The sequence below is a fragment of the Saccharothrix sp. S26 genome, from assembly GCF_021390395.1.
Classification (GTDB): domain Bacteria; phylum Actinomycetota; class Actinomycetes; order Mycobacteriales; family Pseudonocardiaceae; genus Actinosynnema.
Genome location: NZ_JAJUWT010000016.1, coordinates 82,927 through 101,957, shown reverse-complemented (window position 1 = coordinate 101,957; position 19,031 = coordinate 82,927). Strand labels below are relative to the sequence as shown.

Genomic DNA, 19,031 nt, shown 5'->3' with positions numbered 1-19,031 from the left:
ACGGGACACCTCCCCTTCAGGGCTGATACAGGAACGCGACGAACTTCAACGGCTCGTCGCCGTCGGCGCGGATGCCGTGGATGCCGCCGCTCTTGGTGAACAGCGTGCTGCCGGGCCCCACGGCCACCTCGCGGCACTGCTTGGGACCGATGCCGTACACCTGCCGCTCCACGATCGGCTGCCCGGCCGCGGCGGGGTCGTCGTCCACGCCCAGGTAGGCACGCCCTCGGCCGGACACCACGTAGTACAGCTCCTCGGAGCCGATGTGCCGGTGCGTGCCCTCCACGACTCCCGGCGGGATCGTCACCTCGTGGAAGAACACCAGGTCACCACCCAGCTCGCGTTGCACGAGCCAGCGCATGTCCAGCACGTTGCCGTCGCCCGCGTCCGGGTTGCCGGGGTCCATCATGGCGTTGCGGTAGCGCACCGGCGGCACCTGCGCCGAGTCGGGGATGAACCACGCGCGCTGGTAGTCCAGCAGGTAGTTCAGGTCGCGCACGGTGTTCTGGCCCGAGGACGGCGAGGGGTCGCGCGGCTCCTGGTGGGACCGCAGGAAGTTGTTGTCCCACTGGACGTCCGGCACCGGGTGGCCGGTGGGCGTGGTCAGCGACACCTCGCTGAACGCCACCTCCAGCCGCCGCAGGGCCTTGATGTCGACCAGCGCGGGCGCGAGCGACGGCGGACGCGTGATCGGGGCGTTCGCGCCCATCAGCGGCAGCACCCGGTAGTCGTGGTGGGTGTGCTCGGGCGGCTCCAGCGTGTCCCACATCTCGACCGCGTACGCGTCCACCGCCTTGTCGTAGCGCAACGTCACGGTCGCGTCGGCGGTGAGGCCGGTGTCGGCGGGCAGGAGGCGCACCCACGCGTTGACCGAGGGACCGAGGCGACGGCCGCGTTCCCGCACCAGCTCGGTGAGCCGTCCGGCTCGGTACTCCAGGCGCAGGACGCTGCTCAGGCGCGTGCCGTCGAGGTAGACGCTGCCCTTCATCGCGGTGATGTCCGGGCCGTTGCGCACCTCGTCCACGTCGTAGCGGTACCGGGTGCTGCGCGAGGCGTGCAGGTAGCGCGAGTGGTAGATCCGGTCGGGGAAGAACACCACCCGGAAGATCTCGTTCTCGGGCTGGGTGAAGATGTCGTCGAACGCGGGGTCCATCGCCGTCACACCCTCGTGGTGAGCAGGTCGCCGACGCGGAAGGCGTTGGCCTGGATGGTCAGGGTCGGGTTCGCGCCGCCCGAGGTCGGCATGAACGACCCGTCGGTGACGTAGAGGTTGTCGAACCGCCACGCGCGGCAGTCGGGGTCGAGCACCGAGTCCCTCGGGTCCGACCCGAACCGCGCGCCGCCGAGCACGTGGTTGGCGATGCGCCGCACGTCGTTGCCGACGTGGCCGTGGCCGATCACCTGCACGCCGTCGCCACCGGCGGCCAGGATCCGGCGGCACTGCTCGGCCAGCACGGTCATCACCGCCACGTCGTGGCTGTGCCAGCCCTTGTCGATGTGGGCGACCGGGCGGTTCCACTTGTCGCGCACGGACGGGTGCAGCGTGATGCGGTTGGTGGGCAGCGGCACCTGGTTGGCCATGAACGCCACCGACAACTGGCGGCCGAAGTTCTCGTTCAGGTAGCCGTCGAACCCGTCGCCGCGCATGTCCAGGTCGTACAGGTAGCCCTTCCACATGGTGTCCATGTCGTTGGCGGCCCACGTGCGCGCCATGCTGATCGGCAACGCCGAGTCCGACGTGTTGTTGTAGATCGCACCGCCCGCCCAGAGGTTGTTGGCGCGCACGAACTCGGGTGCGGCGCACGCGTCGGTGGCCCAGTCCGAGTCGAGCGTGCGGGACTTGTCGTGCCGGCCGGGCACGCGGGCCGACGCGCCGCCGAAGCAGTGGGTGAGGAAGTAGCGGCCCAGCAGGTCGTTGCCGTTGATCCGCTGCCCGAACGCCGGGTCGAGCTCGGCGGACAGGTGCAGCAGCCGCACCGACTCGATCGCGCTGCACGCCACCACCACGACCGTGCCGCTGACCGTCCGGGACCGTCCCAGGGGGTCGCGGTAGTGGACGGCGGTCACCCGCGAGTCGGTCGCGGACAGGTGCGTCACGGCGCAGTTGGCGCGCAGCTCGAAGCCCGGCTCGGTGGAGATCGGGTGCAGCAGCGACACCCAGGTGTTGGACTTCAGGCCCAACGGGTCGCCGTAGCGGTTCACGAACGCGGTTTTGATCGACTCGCGGTCCAGCGGCACGGTGCGCCCGCTCGGGAGGTGGTCCTCGGTGATGACCGCCAACGGCGTGCGGTAGCGGCGCAGGCCCAGCGCGTCCATCCCGACGGCCACGTGCGAGCTGATGCTGTTGGGCTCCAACGGCTTCTGGTAGTGGTCGGCGCTCGCGGGCTTGAGCTGGCCGTCACGGGTGCCGTTGATGCCCACCAGGTCCTCGGCCACGCAGTACCACGGCTCCAGCTCGTCGTAGCCGAACGGCCAGTCCCGCGCCTCGCGGGCGACGTCGCCGTTCGGGTCGTCACGCAGGTCCGCCCGCCCCTGGTTGACCGTGCACAGCCGGAAGTCGTCGGGCGCGAACCGCAGCGACACCCCGCCGTACAGCTGCGTGCCGCCGCCGACGACCTGCGCCGTGTACCCCTCGATGGTGGCCAGGTCGCGGCCGTCCTTCTCGCGGTAGACGTGCGGCTCGTCGTTCAGGTCCGGCTCGACGTGGCTGGAGTAGAACGACACGCCGGTGTTGGCCACGCCCGGCACGCGGAGCACCTTCTCCGCGCCGGTGGCGAACTCCTCGTCGCGCTTGAAGTCCGACAGGCCGTCGGGGCTGGTGTGCTGGGCGTGGAACAGCGGGCCCTTCTCCAGCACCAGCACGCGCTTGCCGGCCCGCACCAGCGCGTGGGCGATCGGCGCGCCGCCCGCGCCGCTGCCGATGATCACCGCGTCGAACGTCTCGTCGGCCATGGTCTCACCCCCGGTAGTCGGTGTTGCGGCCCAGCGGCGCCTCCAGCGCCGAGCGCCAGTCGAACTCGAAGCGCTCGGCGAGGTAGGCCCACGCCGCCGCGCCGTTGTTGCCGCCGTGCTTGGGGTGGGCGAACGCCCCGGTCATGGCGTGGCGGCGGAGCAGGACGAGGAAGTAGCGCGGCTCGCCGTACTGCCCGGTGTCCCAGCCGGGCACCGCGTTGGCGGCCAGCTCGTCGTAGAGGTCCATGAACGCCTGCCTGCCCAGCTCCGCCGGCTCCCGGCCGGGGAAGCGGGCGCGCAGCACGCCGTCGATCAGCCGCAGGCACGTCTTGTAGTCGTCGAGGTTGTGCCGTTCCTCGCGGGCCAGCAGCTTGTCGATGAAGTTGACCACGCCGACCGACTCGTCCATGAGGAACGCCAGCGGGAACTGCCGGTCCCGCTCGGAACGGCTGAGTCGGTGGTAGAAGTCGTCGAGGAAGCGCCGGTTCTCGGCGAGCTGGAACGGCAGCACCTGCGTCACCAGGCGGTCCAGCAGGCGCAGCTCCCACCGGTCGAAGCTGATCGGCACGGCGCAGCCGTGGGTGAAGAACCGCGACCACTCGCGGCCGTTGTCGCACCGCTGCCGCTGCGGGTTCACGGGGTCGAGCACGGACCGGCCGTCCACCGCGAACCGGTAGCGGTGCACCTGGCCCTTGCCGACGCGCACGGTCACCGCCCACAGGCCCGTCGGCTCGCCCAGGAACCGGACCTGGCGCAGCGGGACGGGCGTGTGCAGCTCGCCGAACGTGCCCACCACGCCGACCTCGCGCGCCTGGTCGTCGCGGTGCACGAACGTGACGTCGTTGAACCGGTAGGACACCTCCGCCGACGCGCCGTCCCAGTGCGTGTCGACCACGGGCAGGTGGAACGGCTCGGCCACCTCGCCCACGTCCCGGGCGAGGAAGCGCGTGGTGTGGTTGAGCACGTACTGGTCGTCTCGGGGAACCTGCACGACGGGCATGGCCTTCACCCACCTGATGAGCGCGGGCCACGGACGCCGGCCCGGTCGCGACTGGACGGCGCGGCGCAGAACGCACCGCGCACCGGAGAAGTCGCGGCAGGTCAGGGGGTGGTTAGCCGCCGGCCGCCCGATTCAGCGCACCGGGTGAAATCGGCCGCCCGGCCGTAACGAACAACTTTCACGTGGGAAGGGCCCGTCGGTGTGGCACCGGGCCGGGTGCCACACCGACCCGGGTTCGTCGATCCCCGCTACTCGGCGCCGAGCGGCACCAGGCCCTGGGCGATGCCGCCGTCGACCGGCAGCTCGATGCCGGTGGTGAAGGTCGCGCCGAACGCGAGGAACAGCGACGCCCGCGCCACCTCGTCCGGCGTGCCGATGCGACCGAGCGGGGTCAGCGCCGCGCCCGCCGTCTCGAACTCCTCGCGGTGCTCCGGGCTCGCGGTGGCCACGCCCATGGTCGGGGTCTTGATGAACCCGGGGCTGACCACGTTGACCCGGATGCGCCTGGGCAGCAGCTCGGCCGCCAACACCTGCGCGAACGCCCGCACCGCCGCCTTCGCGCCGGAGAACGTCGCCATGCCGGGCGTGCCGGTCCCGTCGGCGACCGCGGTCGTGAAGACCACGGCACCGCCCTCCGAGATCAGCGGCAGCAGTCGCTGCACGGTGAAGAACGCGCCCTTGGTGTTGACCGCGAACGTCTTGTCGTACACGGCCTCGGTGACCGCGTCGAACGGTTCGAGCTCGGCGAACCCGGCGTTGATGTGCACGTAGTCGACCGTGCCGAACCTCTCCTCGACCAGCTTGCCCAGGAGCTCGATGTCGGCCGGGTCCGTGGTGTCGGAGCGCACGACGTGCGCCTTCGGCCCCAGCTCCCGCTTCGCCGCCTCGACGTTGCGCTCGCGGTAACCGGTCGTCACCACCTCCGCGCCGCCCGCGAGCAGCGCCTTGACGATGGCCAGCCCCATGCCGTGGGTGCCACCGGTGATCACGGCCTTCTTCCCAGTGAACATGTGCGGAATTCTCCTGTCCAGCTCCACCGAGCGAATTGTTCGCGTGCTTCCGAGCAACGATCACACGGGGCGGACAGCCGATCAACCACTGATAAAAAGGTCAGTACTTACCAATTGGTCAGTGGTGCCGACCACCGGTCGTTCATCGCCGGTAATGAACGGTCCACCGCCCATTCCTCGCCCTTCCCGAGATGCCGCAGGGGGCGGACGGCACGGTGCCGCCCGCCCCCTGCGGGACGTTCCTCGGGGTAGTTACACGCGCTCTAAGACCACCACCGGGATTTCCCGGGTCGCGGTGGCCTGGTAGGTGTCGTAATCCGGCCACAGCTTCGTCATCAGGCCCCACAGGCGCGGCTTCTCCTCCGCGTCCGCCGTGCGCGCACGCGCGGTGAACTTCTCCGAACCGGCCTGGACGTGCACCTCCGGGTTGGCTACCAGGTTGAGGTACCAGTCGGGGTGCTTCGGACCGCCGGTCATGTGGGAGGCGATGAGGACGTAGCGCTCGCCGTCCCTGGTGTAGAACACGGCGGTGCGGCGGAGCTTGCCGCTCTTGCGCCCCCTCGTCGTCAGGACGAGGTTCGGGACGCCCGCTTCCAGGTGGCCGTCGCGCCCGTCGCTGGCGAGGTACCTCGCGACGTGCCGGGCGACCCCCGGGTACGGGCTGTCGGTGACCGGCTCCACGCCGGGCTCGATCATCTGTGCTCCTCAAGGGCGATCGGGAAGGGAGAGGTGGAACGCACGCCGGGTGACCGGTCGTGCGACCACTGTAGCGACACCCCACCGGTGAAGATCACCCCAGTGCGCGCGGGGGTTCCAGTCCTCAGTGGACAGTGCGAAGGGCGTGCTCACGCCTGCCAGGCTCCGTTGGCCACGGCGTTCTTGGCGTACTCCGCGAAGCTGATCGGCTCACGGCCGAGCGCGCGCTGCACCCCGTCGGACAAGTGGGCGTTCTTGCCCTTGCGGATCTGGCCGATCAGGTCGGCCAGCAGTTCGGCGTAGTCGGGCGGCGTGCCGACGGAGACCAGGTCGTCGACGTACTGCTCGTGCGTGACGGCCTCGTAGCGGACCTCGCGGCCGGTGACGCGGCCGATCTCCGCGACCGCCTGGCCGAAGGTGATCGCCTCCGGGCCGGTCAGCTCGTAGATCCGCCCCTCGTGGCCGTCCTCGGTCAGCGACGCCACGGCGACCTCGGCGATGTCGTCGCAGTCGACGAACGGCTCCAGGCCGTCGCCCGCGGGCAGGCGCAGGTGACCAGCCAGGATGCCGTCGAGCAGCACGCCCTCGTCGAAGTTCTGGGTGAACCACGTCGGCCGCAGGATGGTCCACCGCAGGCCGGACGCGCGGACGATGTCCTCGCTGCCGGTCAGCGACTTGCCGCCCGCCTCCTCGTCGGTCCGGGCCTGGAGCAGGGTCAGCCGCTCGACACCGGCGGCGACGGCCTTCTCGCAGAACGCGCGGACCGAGACCTCCGGGTTCCACTCCACCGCCTCGTCGACCAGGTCGACCATGTACACGGCTCCGACGCCGGCCAGCGCCGCGTCCCACGTTCTTTCCTCGTGCCAGTCGAATGTCGTCTCACCATTGCGGCTCGCGGCGCGGGCGGTGAACCCGCGGGCCCGGAGCCGTTCGACGATCCGCTTACCGGTCTTGCCCGTTCCGCCGAGCACGAGGATGGGTTTGTTCGTCTGCATGATCCTCAGTGAAGCAGCGCGGCCATATTCTTTCGAGACGGTCGGAAAACAATTCTCCACGGTTCGGTCAATGCCGGTCGAGGGTGGATCGGGAATCGGTAACGGCCGGTTAACCGGTGGACCACCAATGGCATTCGCACCGACGGGCGGACGCGCGTGCCGGTCCTGCCCGCAGGACGGTGGTGGCGGCACGGTCACCGCCACCACCGGTTCAGGGCCGGTCGACGCGACGGCGGCACCGTCACGGCCGGGTCGCGGTCAGCGGGCCAGGTAGCCCAGCCCGTGCTCGGCCACGGCCGCCGAGGCGACGAGGCGCGACGCCGCCATCCGCCGGCGCGGTGGGACCGCCCGCGGCGCGCCGTCGCCGAACTGCGGGTCCAGGGTGATGGTGGTGGCGTGCCGCTTCCCGCCGCCCCACGCCGGTCGGCGGTCCAGCAGGCGGGGCTGCGCGGTGGTGACCACGAGCAGCGGCACCGCGCGGGCGGTCTCGGCGAGGGCTTCCACCGCGTCCAGCACGGCGGGGTGGGCCAGGTGCAGGTCGTCCACCGCCACCAGCACCGGCTTGGTGAGCGCGACGTCCTCCACGAACAGCCGCCACGCCCGCAGCACCTCGTCGACGTTCGGCCCGGCGGTCCCGTCGCGCCGCGGATCGACGCAGTGGCGCAACCAGTACCGCAGCCACCGGAACTCCTCGTCGTCGGCCACCACCTGGTCGAGCACGAAGGACAGCTTGTCCGACACCGCGGCCGGCGAGTCCCCCGGCGTGACGCCGCAGTACTCCCCGACGATCCGGCCGGGCAGGGCCAACGGGTCGTTCCCGCACCGCGTCGTCATCCGTCCCACCAGGACGGTGACGTCGCCACCCTCTTCCAACCGGCGCACGAACTCCGTCAGGAAGTGCGTCTTGCCGACGCCCTCGTCACCCAGCACCGTCACCAGGTGCGGGCGGGCGCGGTGGCGGACCCGGCCGAACAAGCCCGCCAGCAGGTCCACCTCCCGCTCGCGGTCCGCGAACGGCATCCCGCTGCCCGCACCCGGGTCGTCCAGGGTGGCCGACTCGCCGTTGCCCGCGACCCGGTACGTGAACAGCGACCTGGTCAGCCACAACGTCCGCCCGCACACCCGCACCTCACCCGCGGGCACGTCGGCCAGCAGGCACTGCGCCTGCTCGACGAGCATCCCCGCGACCACCACGGCCTCGCCGGAGCGCGAGCACCTGACGCCGGCCTCGCCCGTGACGATCGCGGCGGTGACCTCGGGCCGGACCCCGGGTTCGGCGCGCGCGCCCAGGACGTCGGCCAACCCGGCCACCGCGCGGACCGCGCGTTCGGCGTGGCCCCCGTGCGGCGCGTCGAACAGCACGGCGGTGACCGAGCCGATCGACGCCAGGATGACGCCGCCCCTGGCCCGCACGGCCCGGGCGACGTCGCCCGCGATGGTGGTGAAGTGGGCGTCCAGGCGCTGGGCGGGCACGACGCCCTCCGCGACGGCCGGGCGCGCCCGCACCAGCAGCACGCTGACGGTCCGCCGTTCCAGCCTCCCGGCGGGGAAGTCCGGTTCGGCGGGCTCGTCGGTGATCGGGACGCGGCCCGGTCCGAGCACGGGCGGAGCGGGTTCGGTCTCGGGCGGAGCGGGTTCGGCGGCCGCAGGCGCGGGCCGGGCCGGTTCGGCGGTCGCAGGCGCGAACGGAGTGGGTTGGGCGGCCGCAGGCGCGAACCGAACCGGCCTGGCGGCCACAGGCGCGGGCGGAGCCGGTTCCGCGGCCGCCGGTGCGAACCGAACCGGCCCGGCGGCCGCAGGCGCGAATGGAACCGGTTCGGCGGGCGGAGCCGGTTCGGTGGCGGGCGTCACCGACGCCGTTCCGGTCGGCGCCACCTCGATCCGCTCGGCCGGCGTGAGCGCCGGGTCGTGCGTCAGGATGGCCTGCTGCAACGCGCGCAGGCCGTGGCCGGGTTCCAGGCCGAGATCGGCCAGCGCGGCCCGCGTCCTGGTGAACACGGTGAGCGCGTCGGCGTGCCGCCCGCAGCGGTAGAGCGCGAGCATGAGCTGGCCGCACGAGCGCTCGCGCAGCACCTCGGTCTCCAACATGGTGTACAGCGGCCCCAGCACCGCGTGGTGCCGCCCACAGGCCAGCTCGGCGTCGAACAGGTTCTCCATGGCGTCGAGCCGCGAGTGCTGCACCGCGGTGAGCTCGGGCCAGGTGACACCCGACTCGACCAGGTCCGCCAGCACCGGACCGCGCCACAGCGCCAGCGCCTCGCGCAACACCGTCGTCGCCCTGGCCGGTTCACCGCTCGCGAGCAGCGCCTGCCCCTCGGCGGCCTGCCGCGTGAAGCGGTGCAGGTCCACCTGGTCGACGTCGAGCCGGAGCACGTAGCCGGGCGGTTGCGTCACCAGGCTGGGCCCGTCACCGCCCGAGGCGAGGATGGTCCGCAGCCCCCAGACCGCGTTCTGGAGGATCTTCCGCGCCGAGGTCGGCGCGTCGTCGCCCGGCCACAGCGCCCGCAACAACTGGCTGGTGGCCAGCACCTGGTTGGCCTGCAACAGCAACCGGCCGAGGGTGGCGCGCTGCCGAGCGCCCCCCAGCGGTATCGGGTGCCCGTCGTGGTCCAACGCCGTGAGCGCGCCCAACATCTGAAACCGCATCGTGTCCCCCATGCCTGCGATTCGTCTTCCGGCAGTCGTGTCCGACCGCCGAGCGGCCTCGTGGTCGCCCGCCCGCCGGACCGGTGTGGCCGATCCGGGATGTGCGGCGCAGCGCCGTCCCCCGACAACGCAATTGTGTCCGCCACTCACTCCGTCAATACCGACGGTCACCGGAGTGGGAATTCAAGGTACCACGGTGGAAGTGCGCTTCCCGATATGTCGCAATTGTTCACGCCGGGCACCGGCGAGTCACCCGTTGCGCACCCATTGATCCGAACAGGTGAAACCCGAAGGTGATCCCGAAGCCGGAAAACGGAGTGCTACCGGTGACGCCACCCCGCGCGACCTCGGCGGCCGCACGTGCCCGATCCCGGTCACCCCCGTGACCGGGACGAAGGCTGCCGGTGCCCGGCGTTGGTTCCGCTCATCGACTCCTCCGTCGTGCGTCCTCGACGTCACCGCGGCAACCGTCGCACTAGGCTCCGCAGGCTCGATACAGTATCCCGTGTTCTGGTGGGGGCAAGTACTTACGGGAAGGTAAGCACTTACCAAGTCGTCAGGGGGCGCACGTGAAGACCAAGAGCTACGTCTGCGGGCTGGACGCCGCGGTGGACCTCATCGCGGGCAAGTGGAAGGTCCTCATAATCGCGGCGATCGCAGACGAGGGTAAGCGGTTCGGGCAATTGCGGAGAATCATCCCGGGAATCAGCGAGAAAATGCTCTACCAGCACCTCCGGGAAATGGAGGCGGACCAGCTCGTCCGCCGCGAGGAGTTCGCCGAGGTGCCCGCCCGGGTCGAGTACTCGCTGACGCCGTTGGGGCACTCGCTGTACGCCGCGCTGGAGCCGCTCAACGAGTGGGGTGCCCGCAACATGGCCTCCGGCGACGCCGCCGCCTGCGGCTACCACTGACCACCCGACGACCTGCCCGACCAGGACCCGCGGGGCGGCGCTCGAGGCCGCCCCGCGGCACAGCGGACGAGCGCTCAGACGACCTCGATGTTGGCCATCATGCCCAGGTCCTCGTGCTCGGCGTTGTGGCAGTGGAACAGGTAACGGCCGCGGTAGCCGTCGAACCTAGTGATGATCTCCGCGGCTTCACCCGGCCGCAGGGAGAGCGTGTCCTTCAGGCCGGCGTCGTGCGGCAACGGCGGGCGGCCGCCGCGTGAGAGCACCCGGAAGCCGACCAGGTGCAGGTGGACGGGGTGGTGGACGTCGGCCACCAGCCGCCACACCTCGACGTCGCCCAGACCCGTGGTGACGTCGGTGCGGGCCGGGTCGAAGGGCAGCCCGCCGACCAGCCACCCGTGACCGCCGTGCGTCCGACCGGCGCGGAAGGAGAAGTCGCGCACGCGGACGGCGTCGGCCTGCCGCCAGGTCGGCAGGTCCGTCGAGAGCACGCGGGGCACGCGGCTGTCGTCGACCGCCCGGCGTGCGACGCGGAACGCCATCACGTCGCGGGCACGACCGGAGCCGAGCCGGTTGACGAGCCTGACCCGGTCGCCGACCCGCGTGCCGGCGAAGTCGATGACCACGTCGTAACGCTCGGCGGGCGCGGTCGGCAGCGCCCGGTGCGCGACCGGTTCGGCGAGCAGCCCCTGGTCGGCCCCGACCTGCACGAGGTCGAGCCGTCGTCCGTCGTCGGTGACCGCTTCCAGCTCGTAGTGCCGGGCGTTGGAGGCGTTCAGCAAGCGCAGCCGGTAGCGCGCCGCGTCGACCTCGTGCACGGGCCACGGCGCCCCGTTGACCAGGATCACGTCCCCGAGCACACCGGCGAAGTAGCGGTCCTGCACGCCGGGCCGCTCGCTCAGGGTGGGGTCCAGCGACGGGTAGGCGAGGCCGCCGTCCGCCGCGAAGGCCCGGTCGGCGATGACCAGCGGCAGTTCGCGGGGACCGGAAGGCAGGCCCAGCGCGTCCTCGGCGTCGTCGCGGACCACGTGCAACCCGGCCAGGCCGCGCCAGATCGCCGGAGCGGTGAAGTCCATCCGGTGGTCGTGGTACCACAGCAGGGTCGGCCGTTGGTCGAGCGGGAACGCGTAGTCCCGCGTCACCTCCGTCACCACGGCCCGCGGGTCGTGCATGCCGTGCCCGGTGTGCGAAGTCGCGTGGCGGGCGGGCAGGACGAGGTCGGTCGGGTACCCGTCGGAGGCGGCCGGGGTCCGGCCACCGTGCAGGTGCACGACGGTCGGCACGGGCAGCTCGTTGCGGTGCGTCACGACGACCGGCCGGCCGCGCCGCGACTCGATCGTCGGCCCGGGGAAGACGCCCTCGTACGTCCACAACGGAGTGCGCAGGCCCGGCAGGATCTCGGCCTCCGCTTCACGTTGGGTGATCACGTAGCGGTCGACGCCGCCGTCCGTCGAGACGGGAGGCAGCACGGCGGGGATCGGCAGCGGCACCTGGAACGGCGGCGGCAGCGGCACCGCGCTGCGCAGTTCCGCACCGGTGGACGACGGCCGCCGGGCCAGGGCGGCGGCGGTGGACAGCCCGGTGGTCGCCACGAGTCCCAGCGCGCCGCCGATGCCCAGCACCCGTCGCCTGGTCAGCCCGTGATCCCGCTCAGGCATCGACGGCCTCCCGCACGAGGGACTGCCGCCAGACGACGACGAACTGCACGACGAGCGCCGCCACGGTCATCACGCCCAGCGGGACGTGCAGCCAGAGCGCGCCGTCGAGCCCGGCGAAGTACTGCACGGTCTCCGCCACCACCACCGCCGCCGTGGCCACGAGCGGTCCGGACCGACGCAGCCGGAACCGGACCACGATCGCCGCGATCAACTGGAGGTAGCCGACGGAGGTCACCACGTCCGCCCCGACCGCGTGCCACCGCAGGCTGTCGTAGTCACCGGTCAGGTACGCGCCGGCGAACACCGGCTGGCCGACGATCGCCACCACGTGCGCGCTGACGAGGGCCCGGAAGACCCACTCCGTCCGGTGCGCCGCGACGGATCCCAGCCTGGCGGCCATGCGGATCCTCCTCACTCCGATCTCATCGGTGAACGCGCTCGAACCTATGACCGTGCGGCTATCGTGTCCAAGATCGATATTGCTATGGCGTTATGCCCGTGGAGGCATGGTGGAGCTGAACTCGCTCAGGCAGTTCCTGGTCGTGGCACGGTTGGAGCACCTCAGCCGGGCGGCCGACGAGCTGCACGTCGCCCAGCCGTCCCTGAGCCGGACCATCGCCCGGCTGGAGGGCGAGCTGGGCACGCCGCTGTTCGACCGCGCGGGCCGGTTGCGGCTCAACGACGCGGGCAAGCTCTTCCGCGACCACGTCGAACGCGCGCTGGGCGAGCTCGACGCCGGACGCCGTGCCGTCGCCGAAGCCACCGCCGACGGGTCGGGCAGCGTGCGGCTGGCCTCGGAGACGTTCCTCACCCTGACCGGCCCGCTGGCGGCCTACAAGCGGGCCCACCCCGCGGCCCAGGTCGAGCTGCGCTGGGAGCGCGCCGAGGACATGGCCCGCCGCCTGCGGGCCCAGGACGTCGACCTGTGCGTGGCCTCGCAGCCGATCCACGCCGACGGCCTGGAGGCGGCACGGCTGTTCGAAGAGCCGGTCGGGGTGGGCGTGCCGCTCGACCACCCGCTGGCGGAGCGCGCGTCGGTGAGCCTCGACGACCTCGCCGACCAGCCGATCGTCACCGCCCGCGAGGGGCACTGGATCCGCGGCCTGCTCGACCGGCTCTTCGCCGCACGCGGCCTCGCACCGAAGATCGTCTGCGAGAGCGACGAGCCCGGTGCCATCGCCGACCTCATCGGCGCGGGCCTCGGCGTCGGCCTGGTGCCGGCCTTCGCCCGCCGCAGCGCCACTCGCGTGCCCGGCGCCTGGATCGCGGTCGACAGCCCCGACTGCCGGCGCACGGTCACGCTCTACTGGGCGGCCGACAGCCGCCTGTCCGCCGCCGCGCGCCTGATGCGCGCCACGATCACCGGCTGGGACTGGCCCGCGCCCGACCAGGACCCGGCAGCGTTGTCGCCCGCCGTCCGGGAGAATCCGACGCGGGAGGGGTGATCGGATGAAGGCCCGGACGACGGTCGTGCTCGCCGCCTGCTTCGCCGCCGCCCTGGTCGCGAGCCTGCTGCTCTGGCGGCGGTCCGGGTCGCAGCCGCCACCGCCGCCCGACGTCGCCGCCGAACCGACCGTCGAGGTCGGGGTGCGGGTCGGCGACCGCGACGCCGACCGGGGCTGGTTCCTGATGGCGTCGGAGGAGGTCGCCCAGCGCACCCCGCCCGACGACGTCGTGGACTGCCGCGCCCTGCACGCCTGGGCGTTGCGGGAAGGCGCGCTCCCCGTCGGCCAGGCCGCGCACACCATCACGTTCTCGGCGAACCACCGCACCGCGATCGAGAGCACCTACGTCCGGATCGCGCCGGACCCGACGCCCTACCCCGCCGACCGGGGCGCGCCCGTCGTGCGGCTGCTGTGCCTGCCCCGGGCCGGCGCCGCACCCGCCTTCCCGGACCCCGCCGACGTGGACTTCCGCGTCAACGGCGACCCCCGGCCGGTGACGTTCGACCAGCGGCACGAGGTCGCGCCCGGTGCCGACGCCTCGTTCGACGTCGTGGTCGACCTGACCGGCACGACCGGCCCGTTCGCCTACCGCGTCGAGGTCGGCATCGCGGAGGGCGGCGAGTTCCGCATGGTCGGGGTGAACGGCGGCGACGGCGTGTTCTTCGCGACCGAGGACGGCGGCGGCATGGGGTACTGGCCCGCGACGACCACGTGGACGATGGGCCCCGCCCGCACCCGGACCCACTGCCCGGCGGTGTCGAACCCGATGCCCGACCAGCGGGTCGAGTGCGCGTAACGCCACGTGGCCGTTCGACGACTTGGTGCACTGAGCGCCCGCCACGCACCAGGAGACCCCCATGGCACTGTCGCCGAAGTACTCCGTCTACCACTCCGCCGTCGTCGACGCCGACCCGGACGAGGTGTGGGCGCAGGTGCGGGACATGATGGCGCTGCTGGACATCGTGTTCGGCGCGGGCGTCGAGCACGCCCACTGGACGCACGGCGGCTCGGTCAAGAAGGTCCCGTCGCGGTTCGAGTTCACCCTCCTGCCCAACCACGACGTGGCCCGCGAGGAGGTCGTGGGCCGCTCGGAGACCGACCGCTCGCTGACCTACCGCTCGGTCGAGCAGGTGCTGTTCATCGTGGACTACGTGGCGACGTACCGGGTCCGGCCGGTGACGAACGAGCCAGGCCGCAGCTTCGTCGACTGGGAGCGGGAGTTCCGGGTGGTACCCGATGCGCCCGCCGGTTTCCTGGACGACCTCGAAGCGCTCTTCGCCCAGGAGATCGCGAACGTCAAGGCGCACTTCGCGTCCTGAAAGGGGAACGACGTGGTGGAGTTGGACGCCGAGGTCCGGGCACGGCTGGCCGCACCCGTTTTCTGGCACCTGGCCACGCTCAACGCGGACGGCTCGCCGCAGGTGACGCCGATGTGGGTGGAGCTCGTGGGTGACCACGTCGCCTTCAACACCGCCCTCGGCCGGGTGAAGGAGGAGAACCTGCGCCGCGACCCCCGGCTGTCGCTGTCGGCCGTCGACCCCGACAACCCCTACGACCGCGTGGAGGTCCGTGGCCGCGCGGTGCGGTTCGTCGTGGGCGACGAGGCCGAGCGCGGCATGGACCGGCTGGCCCGCAAGTACGTCGGCACCGACCGCTACGAGTGGCGGATCCCGGGCGAGCGGCGGGTGATGGTGCTGGTCGAGCCGACCCGCGTGCGACACGTGGTCGGCGTCGAGCCGTTCCGGCCGGGCGTCCTCCCGCAGGGCTGAACGGCGAACCGGCGGTCACGGCCGGCGCGCTCACGCTAGCCTTTCGGGTGATCAACCGCCGCTCTCGTGGGAGAGGTAGCCACCCTTCGTGACCTATGCAGCCGAGATCAGTCGCGCCAACCCGTCCTGCTTCGTGTTCCTGGTCGACCAGTCGGCGTCGATGAACGACCCGATCGGCGGCGGGCGGCAGCGCAAGGCCGACGTGGTCGCCGACGCGCTCAACCGGCTGCTGGCCGAGCTGAGCGTGAAGTGCGCCAAGGAGGAAGGCGTCCGCGACTACTTCCACGTCGCCGTCATCGGCTACGGGCACGCGGTCGGTTCGGCGTTCACCGGGCCGCTGGCCGGCCGCGACCTCGTCCCGCTCAGCCAGGTCGCGGACCAGCCCGCGCGGGTGGAGAAGCGGACCAAGAAGGTGCCCGACGGCGCGGGCGGGCTGGTGGAGACGACGACCCGCTTCCCGGTCTGGGTCGACCCCGTCGCGCACGGCGCCACGCCCATGTGCCGGGCGTTGGCCACGGCCGAGTCGCTGGTGTCGGACTGGGTGGCGCGCCACCCCGACAGCTTCCCGCCGATCGTGCTCAACCTGACCGACGGCGAGTCCACCGACGGCGACCCGGCCGGCGCGGCGTGGGCCGTGCAGACCCACGTGACCGCCGACGGCGCGGCCCTGTTGTTCAACCTGCACGTCTCCGCCGCGAACACGGTGCCGGTGACGTTCCCCGACACCGACGTCGCGCTCCCGGACACCTACGCGCGCACCCTGTTCGGCATGTCCAGCCTGCTGCCTCCGCACATGCGCTTCTACGCGCTGCAACAGGGGTTGCAGGTCGGCGACCTGGCGCGCGGGTTCTGCTACAACGCCGACATCACCACGCTGGTGCAGTTCCTGGACATCGGGACACGTGCCACGGACCTGCGCTGAGCAGCGGCATGAAGGTCACTTCCCTCCGCGTGCCCAAGCAGGGCAACGCACCCGACGAGTGCGAGGACGCCGCGCACGTCGTGGCGGACGACGACGGGCCCGTGCTCGCGGCCGTGGCCGACGGCGCGTCGGAGAGCCTGCTCGCCGGTCAGTGGGCCGAGCTGCTGGCGAAGACGGTGGCCGACGCCGCACGGGACGACGACCGCGTGCTGCGGGACGTGGACCGCTTCGCGTCGGCGTTGGTGGACGCGGGCGAGGCGTGGCGCGCGTGGCTGGACGATTACGTGGCCGAGCGCGAGGCCGCCGGCCGTCCGATCGCCTGGTACGAGGAGCCCAAGCTGGACCGGGGCGCGCACGCCACCGTGCTCGCCGCGCGGTTCGACACCGACCCGTCCGGCGTGACTCGGTGGGATGTCGCCGCGTTGGGTGACAGCTGCCTGTTCCACACCCGGGACGAGAAGCTGCGGCAGGCGTTCCCGATCTCGTCGGCCGGCGCGTTCGACAACGCGCCGGGGCTGGTCAACGCGTTCAACCGGGACCAGGCGCTGCTGGCGCGGCACGCGCGGGCGGTGTCGGGGACCGGGGAGCGGGGCGACGGGTTCTTCCTCTGCACGGACGCGCTCGCCGCGTGGTTCCTCCGGGCGGCGGACGGTGGTGACCGACCGTGGCACGTGCTGGGTGAGTTCACGCGGACCGGCGACCTCGACGGGTTCACGACGTGGTTGGCGGCCGCACGGGCGGAAGGGTTGATGCGCAATGACGACGTCACCGTCGTCCACGTCGACCTCCGGTGACGAGCCCGTCCGCGCGTTGCCGTCCGGCGCGACCTACGTCGAGGCGTTGCAGGACACCGCGCTGTGCTTCCGCGGCACGGACCTCGCCGGGGCGGAGGTGCGGGTCGACGCGCTGGGCCGCCCGCGGGCGATCTCGGGCAACTTCGCCGGCGTCTTCTCGTTGGAAGTCGGCGGCACGCGTTACGCGATCAAGTGCTTCACCCGCGCGGCGCCCGAGCAGGCCGCCCGCTACCGCGCCGTGGGCGAGCACTTGGCCGGGCTGGACGACGACTGGACCGTCGGCTTCGACTACCTCGACCGGGGCATCCTCGTGGAAGGCGTCTGGCACCCGGTCCTGCGGATGGAGTGGGTGGAGGGGGTCAACCTCCTGCGCTGGCTCGACCGGCACGTCGACGACGCGCGGGCCGTGCGGCGGCTCGCGGAGCGGTTCGCGCACCTGGTCGACCGGCTCGCCGCGGCGGGCGTCGGGCACGGCGACCTCCAGCACGGCAACCTCCTGGTCACCGCCGACGGTTCGCTGAAGCTGGTCGACTACGACGGCATGTACGTGCCCGCGCTGGCCGGACTGTCCGCGCCCGAGACCGGACACCGCAACTACCAGTCGCCCGACCGCACCGCGGCCGACTTCGGCCCGTCGGTCGACCGGTTCTCGTCGTGGGTGATCTACCTGTCGCTGGTGGCGCTGGCGACCGAGCCCGCGCTGTGGCGGCAGCTGCGCGACGAGGACGCCGAGCACCTGGTGCTGGCCGAGTCCGACTTCGCCGACCCGGCGGGCTCGTTCCGGCTGGCCACGCTGACCGGTCACCCCGACGCGCGGCTGCGCGGGCTCGCCGAGCGCTTCCTGGACGTCCTGCTCCACCACCGCGCCGCTCCCCCACCGCTCGAACCGCTCGAACCGCTCGACGCCGTGGAGCCATCCGGCGTGGAGCCATTTCGGGACGCGGAACCCGCCCCGGCCAAGTCGGGCCTGCCGTCGTGGATGGTCGACCGCCTCGAACCGCACCGGCCCGCGCCGCCACCGTCGGCGCGGTTCGGCGACCGCCCGCGCGCCCTGACCGCGCTGACGTGGGCGCTGGCCGTGCTGCTGCCGTTCGGCGTGCCTGCGGCGGTCCTCGTGGACGAGGCGTTGGCGCTCGCCGACGCCTCGGCGCTGCTGGCGTGGGCGGCGGCCACCGCCGCGGGCTACCGCCGCCGACCGGAACGCGCCCAGGCCCGCGCCGCGCGGGCCGAGCGGAAACGGCTGGTCGCCGCCCGGCTGGCCGCCGAGGCCGAGGCCGCGCGGCTGGACCGGGAGGCGGAGCGGATCGCCGCGGCGACCGCGGCGGTCAAGGCCGAGCAGGAACAACGACGACGTGCCCTCCAGCAGCGCCACGACGAGCGCCTGCGCGAGCACCAGCGGGCCGTGAAGCAGCACCTGGACCGGATCGACCAGGAGCGACAGTCCGTGGCGGCCCGCACGCGGCTGGAGGAGCAGCGGTTGCTGGTCCGGCGGCAGAAGGCGCACCTGCGCGAGGAGCTGGCGAAGTTCCGCCTCGCGCTCGCCGGTGTCGAGGGCGTGGGGCCCAGGCAGCTCGCCAACCTCCAGGCGGTCGGCATCCGCACCGCGGCCGACTTCGTCGGCGTCCGCTACGAGCAGGACGGCCTGGACCGCGTGGCGATCTTCGTCCTGGCGGACGGCCGCAACGTCAGCGCCGCCGGGGTCGGCGAGGTGTCGGCGGTGCTCATCGACCAGTGGCGCGAACGCCTGACCGCCCGGGTCGAAGCGGAGCGGCCGACCGCGTTGACGCAGGTGGAGCAGCGGGCGCTGCGGCTGCGGTCCACCGAGGAACGGGCCAGGCTCGACGCCGAGCACCGCCGCGTGCTCGCCGCCGCCGAGACGGCGATCCGCGAGCTGCGCGCGACCCTGCGCGCCGAGCAGGTCGCGTTGGCGGACGAGATGAAGAACGCCAACACGACCACCGCGCACACCCGCGTGGACCACGACCGTGCCGCCACGGAGGCCGCCGTGCGGTTGGAACGCGCCGAGCGGGCCGCGGCCGAGGGCGTCACGCGGGCCGACGCGTTCCGACCCATCACCTACCGCCGTTACCTGCGCTTCCTGCTGACCGGGAAGAACTGACCGCCCCTGCGGCATTCGCCAACTGAGACCGCGACCTGGGGCCGATTCATTGACACGTTTCGGATCGCTCATCGAAACTTTAGGCGACTCGGTACCGGTCGACGTTCGGTCCTGCCC

17 protein-coding genes are annotated in these 19,031 nt (G+C 72.3%); 8 read left to right on the top strand and 9 right to left on the bottom strand.

The window, feature by feature from the left end; genetic code table 11:
• Nucleotides 1-16: 16 nt before the first annotated feature.
• From LZG04_RS25635 to LZG04_RS25605, 7 genes are all read right to left on the bottom strand, one after another.
• The gene (locus LZG04_RS25635; RefSeq protein WP_233821199.1) at nucleotides 17-1,153 is read right to left on the bottom strand and encodes a hypothetical protein; all 1,137 of its coding nucleotides are present in this window, start codon (nucleotides 1,151-1,153) and stop codon (nucleotides 17-19) included.
• A gap of 5 nt (nucleotides 1,154-1,158) precedes the next feature.
• Nucleotides 1,159-2,952 carry a GMC oxidoreductase gene (locus LZG04_RS25630; protein WP_233821197.1) on the bottom strand — a complete coding sequence of 598 codons (1,794 nt, stop codon included), beginning with the start codon at nucleotides 2,950-2,952 and terminating at the stop codon, nucleotides 1,159-1,161.
• Between the two features lie 4 nt (nucleotides 2,953-2,956).
• Nucleotides 2,957-3,952 carry a gluconate 2-dehydrogenase subunit 3 family protein gene (locus LZG04_RS25625; RefSeq protein ID WP_233821196.1) on the bottom strand — a complete coding sequence of 332 codons (996 nt, stop codon included), beginning with the start codon at nucleotides 3,950-3,952 and terminating at the stop codon, nucleotides 2,957-2,959.
• Nucleotides 3,953-4,200: 248 nt separating this feature from the next.
• Nucleotides 4,201-4,962: an SDR family oxidoreductase gene (locus LZG04_RS25620; RefSeq protein ID WP_233821183.1), complete on the bottom strand. Its 762-nt coding sequence runs from the start codon at nucleotides 4,960-4,962 to the stop codon at nucleotides 4,201-4,203.
• A gap of 252 nt (nucleotides 4,963-5,214) precedes the next feature.
• Complete coding sequence (locus LZG04_RS25615; RefSeq protein ID WP_233821181.1) at nucleotides 5,215-5,658, bottom strand: nitroreductase family deazaflavin-dependent oxidoreductase; 444 nt, start codon at nucleotides 5,656-5,658, stop codon at nucleotides 5,215-5,217.
• Nucleotides 5,659-5,807: 149 nt separating this feature from the next.
• Nucleotides 5,808-6,653, bottom strand: a complete 846-nt coding sequence (locus LZG04_RS25610) for an NAD(P)H-binding protein (RefSeq protein ID WP_233821178.1) — start codon at nucleotides 6,651-6,653, stop codon at nucleotides 5,808-5,810.
• Nucleotides 6,654-6,911: 258 nt separating this feature from the next.
• The gene (locus tag LZG04_RS25605) at nucleotides 6,912-9,299 is read right to left on the bottom strand and encodes a BTAD domain-containing putative transcriptional regulator (protein ID WP_233821161.1); all 2,388 of its coding nucleotides are present in this window, start codon (nucleotides 9,297-9,299) and stop codon (nucleotides 6,912-6,914) included.
• A gap of 569 nt (nucleotides 9,300-9,868) precedes the next feature.
• On the opposite strand from LZG04_RS25605, the gene LZG04_RS25600 reads away from it, so the two are divergent.
• Nucleotides 9,869-10,210 (top strand): helix-turn-helix domain-containing protein, encoded by a 342-nt coding sequence (locus tag LZG04_RS25600; protein WP_233821159.1) that lies wholly within the window; start codon nucleotides 9,869-9,871, stop codon nucleotides 10,208-10,210.
• Between the two features lie 74 nt (nucleotides 10,211-10,284).
• On the opposite strand, the gene LZG04_RS25595 is transcribed toward LZG04_RS25600, so the two are convergent.
• Both LZG04_RS25595 and LZG04_RS25590 read right to left on the bottom strand, forming a co-directional pair.
• On the bottom strand, nucleotides 10,285-11,865 hold the full coding sequence (locus LZG04_RS25595) for a multicopper oxidase family protein (RefSeq protein ID WP_233821082.1): 1,581 nt from the start codon (nucleotides 11,863-11,865) through the stop codon (nucleotides 10,285-10,287).
• Nucleotides 11,858-12,265: a hypothetical protein gene (locus LZG04_RS25590; protein WP_233821071.1), complete on the bottom strand. Its 408-nt coding sequence runs from the start codon at nucleotides 12,263-12,265 to the stop codon at nucleotides 11,858-11,860. The genes LZG04_RS25595 and LZG04_RS25590 overlap by 8 nt, the downstream gene beginning before the upstream one ends.
• A 106-nt stretch (nucleotides 12,266-12,371) precedes the next feature.
• Here LZG04_RS25590 and LZG04_RS25585 point away from each other — a divergent pair, with 106 nt between their 5' ends.
• The 7 genes from LZG04_RS25585 (at nucleotide 12,372) to LZG04_RS25555 (ending at nucleotide 18,914) form a co-directional block, all read left to right on the top strand.
• On the top strand, nucleotides 12,372-13,310 hold the full coding sequence (locus tag LZG04_RS25585) for a LysR substrate-binding domain-containing protein (RefSeq protein WP_233821061.1): 939 nt from the start codon (nucleotides 12,372-12,374) through the stop codon (nucleotides 13,308-13,310).
• A 4-nt stretch (nucleotides 13,311-13,314) separates the two neighbouring features.
• Complete coding sequence (locus tag LZG04_RS25580) at nucleotides 13,315-14,106, top strand: hypothetical protein (protein WP_233821059.1); 792 nt, start codon at nucleotides 13,315-13,317, stop codon at nucleotides 14,104-14,106.
• 61 nt (nucleotides 14,107-14,167) lie between these two features.
• Nucleotides 14,168-14,629, top strand: a complete 462-nt coding sequence (locus LZG04_RS25575; protein WP_233821057.1) for an SRPBCC family protein — start codon at nucleotides 14,168-14,170, stop codon at nucleotides 14,627-14,629.
• Nucleotides 14,630-14,641: 12 nt separating this feature from the next.
• Nucleotides 14,642-15,079, top strand: coding sequence for a PPOX class F420-dependent oxidoreductase (locus LZG04_RS25570; RefSeq protein WP_233821055.1), 438 nt, complete (start codon nucleotides 14,642-14,644; stop codon nucleotides 15,077-15,079).
• 88 nt (nucleotides 15,080-15,167) lie between these two features.
• On the top strand, nucleotides 15,168-16,001 hold the full coding sequence (locus LZG04_RS25565; protein ID WP_233821053.1) for a vWA domain-containing protein: 834 nt from the start codon (nucleotides 15,168-15,170) through the stop codon (nucleotides 15,999-16,001).
• Nucleotides 16,002-16,009: 8 nt separating this feature from the next.
• Nucleotides 16,010-16,795: a protein phosphatase 2C domain-containing protein gene (locus LZG04_RS25560; protein ID WP_233821051.1), complete on the top strand. Its 786-nt coding sequence runs from the start codon at nucleotides 16,010-16,012 to the stop codon at nucleotides 16,793-16,795.
• Entirely contained in the window at nucleotides 16,758-18,914 is a 2,157-nt protein-coding gene (locus LZG04_RS25555) for a hypothetical protein (protein ID WP_233821049.1), read from the top strand. The genes LZG04_RS25560 and LZG04_RS25555 overlap by 38 nt, the downstream gene beginning before the upstream one ends.
• The last annotated feature ends 117 nt before the right edge of the window (nucleotides 18,915-19,031 follow it).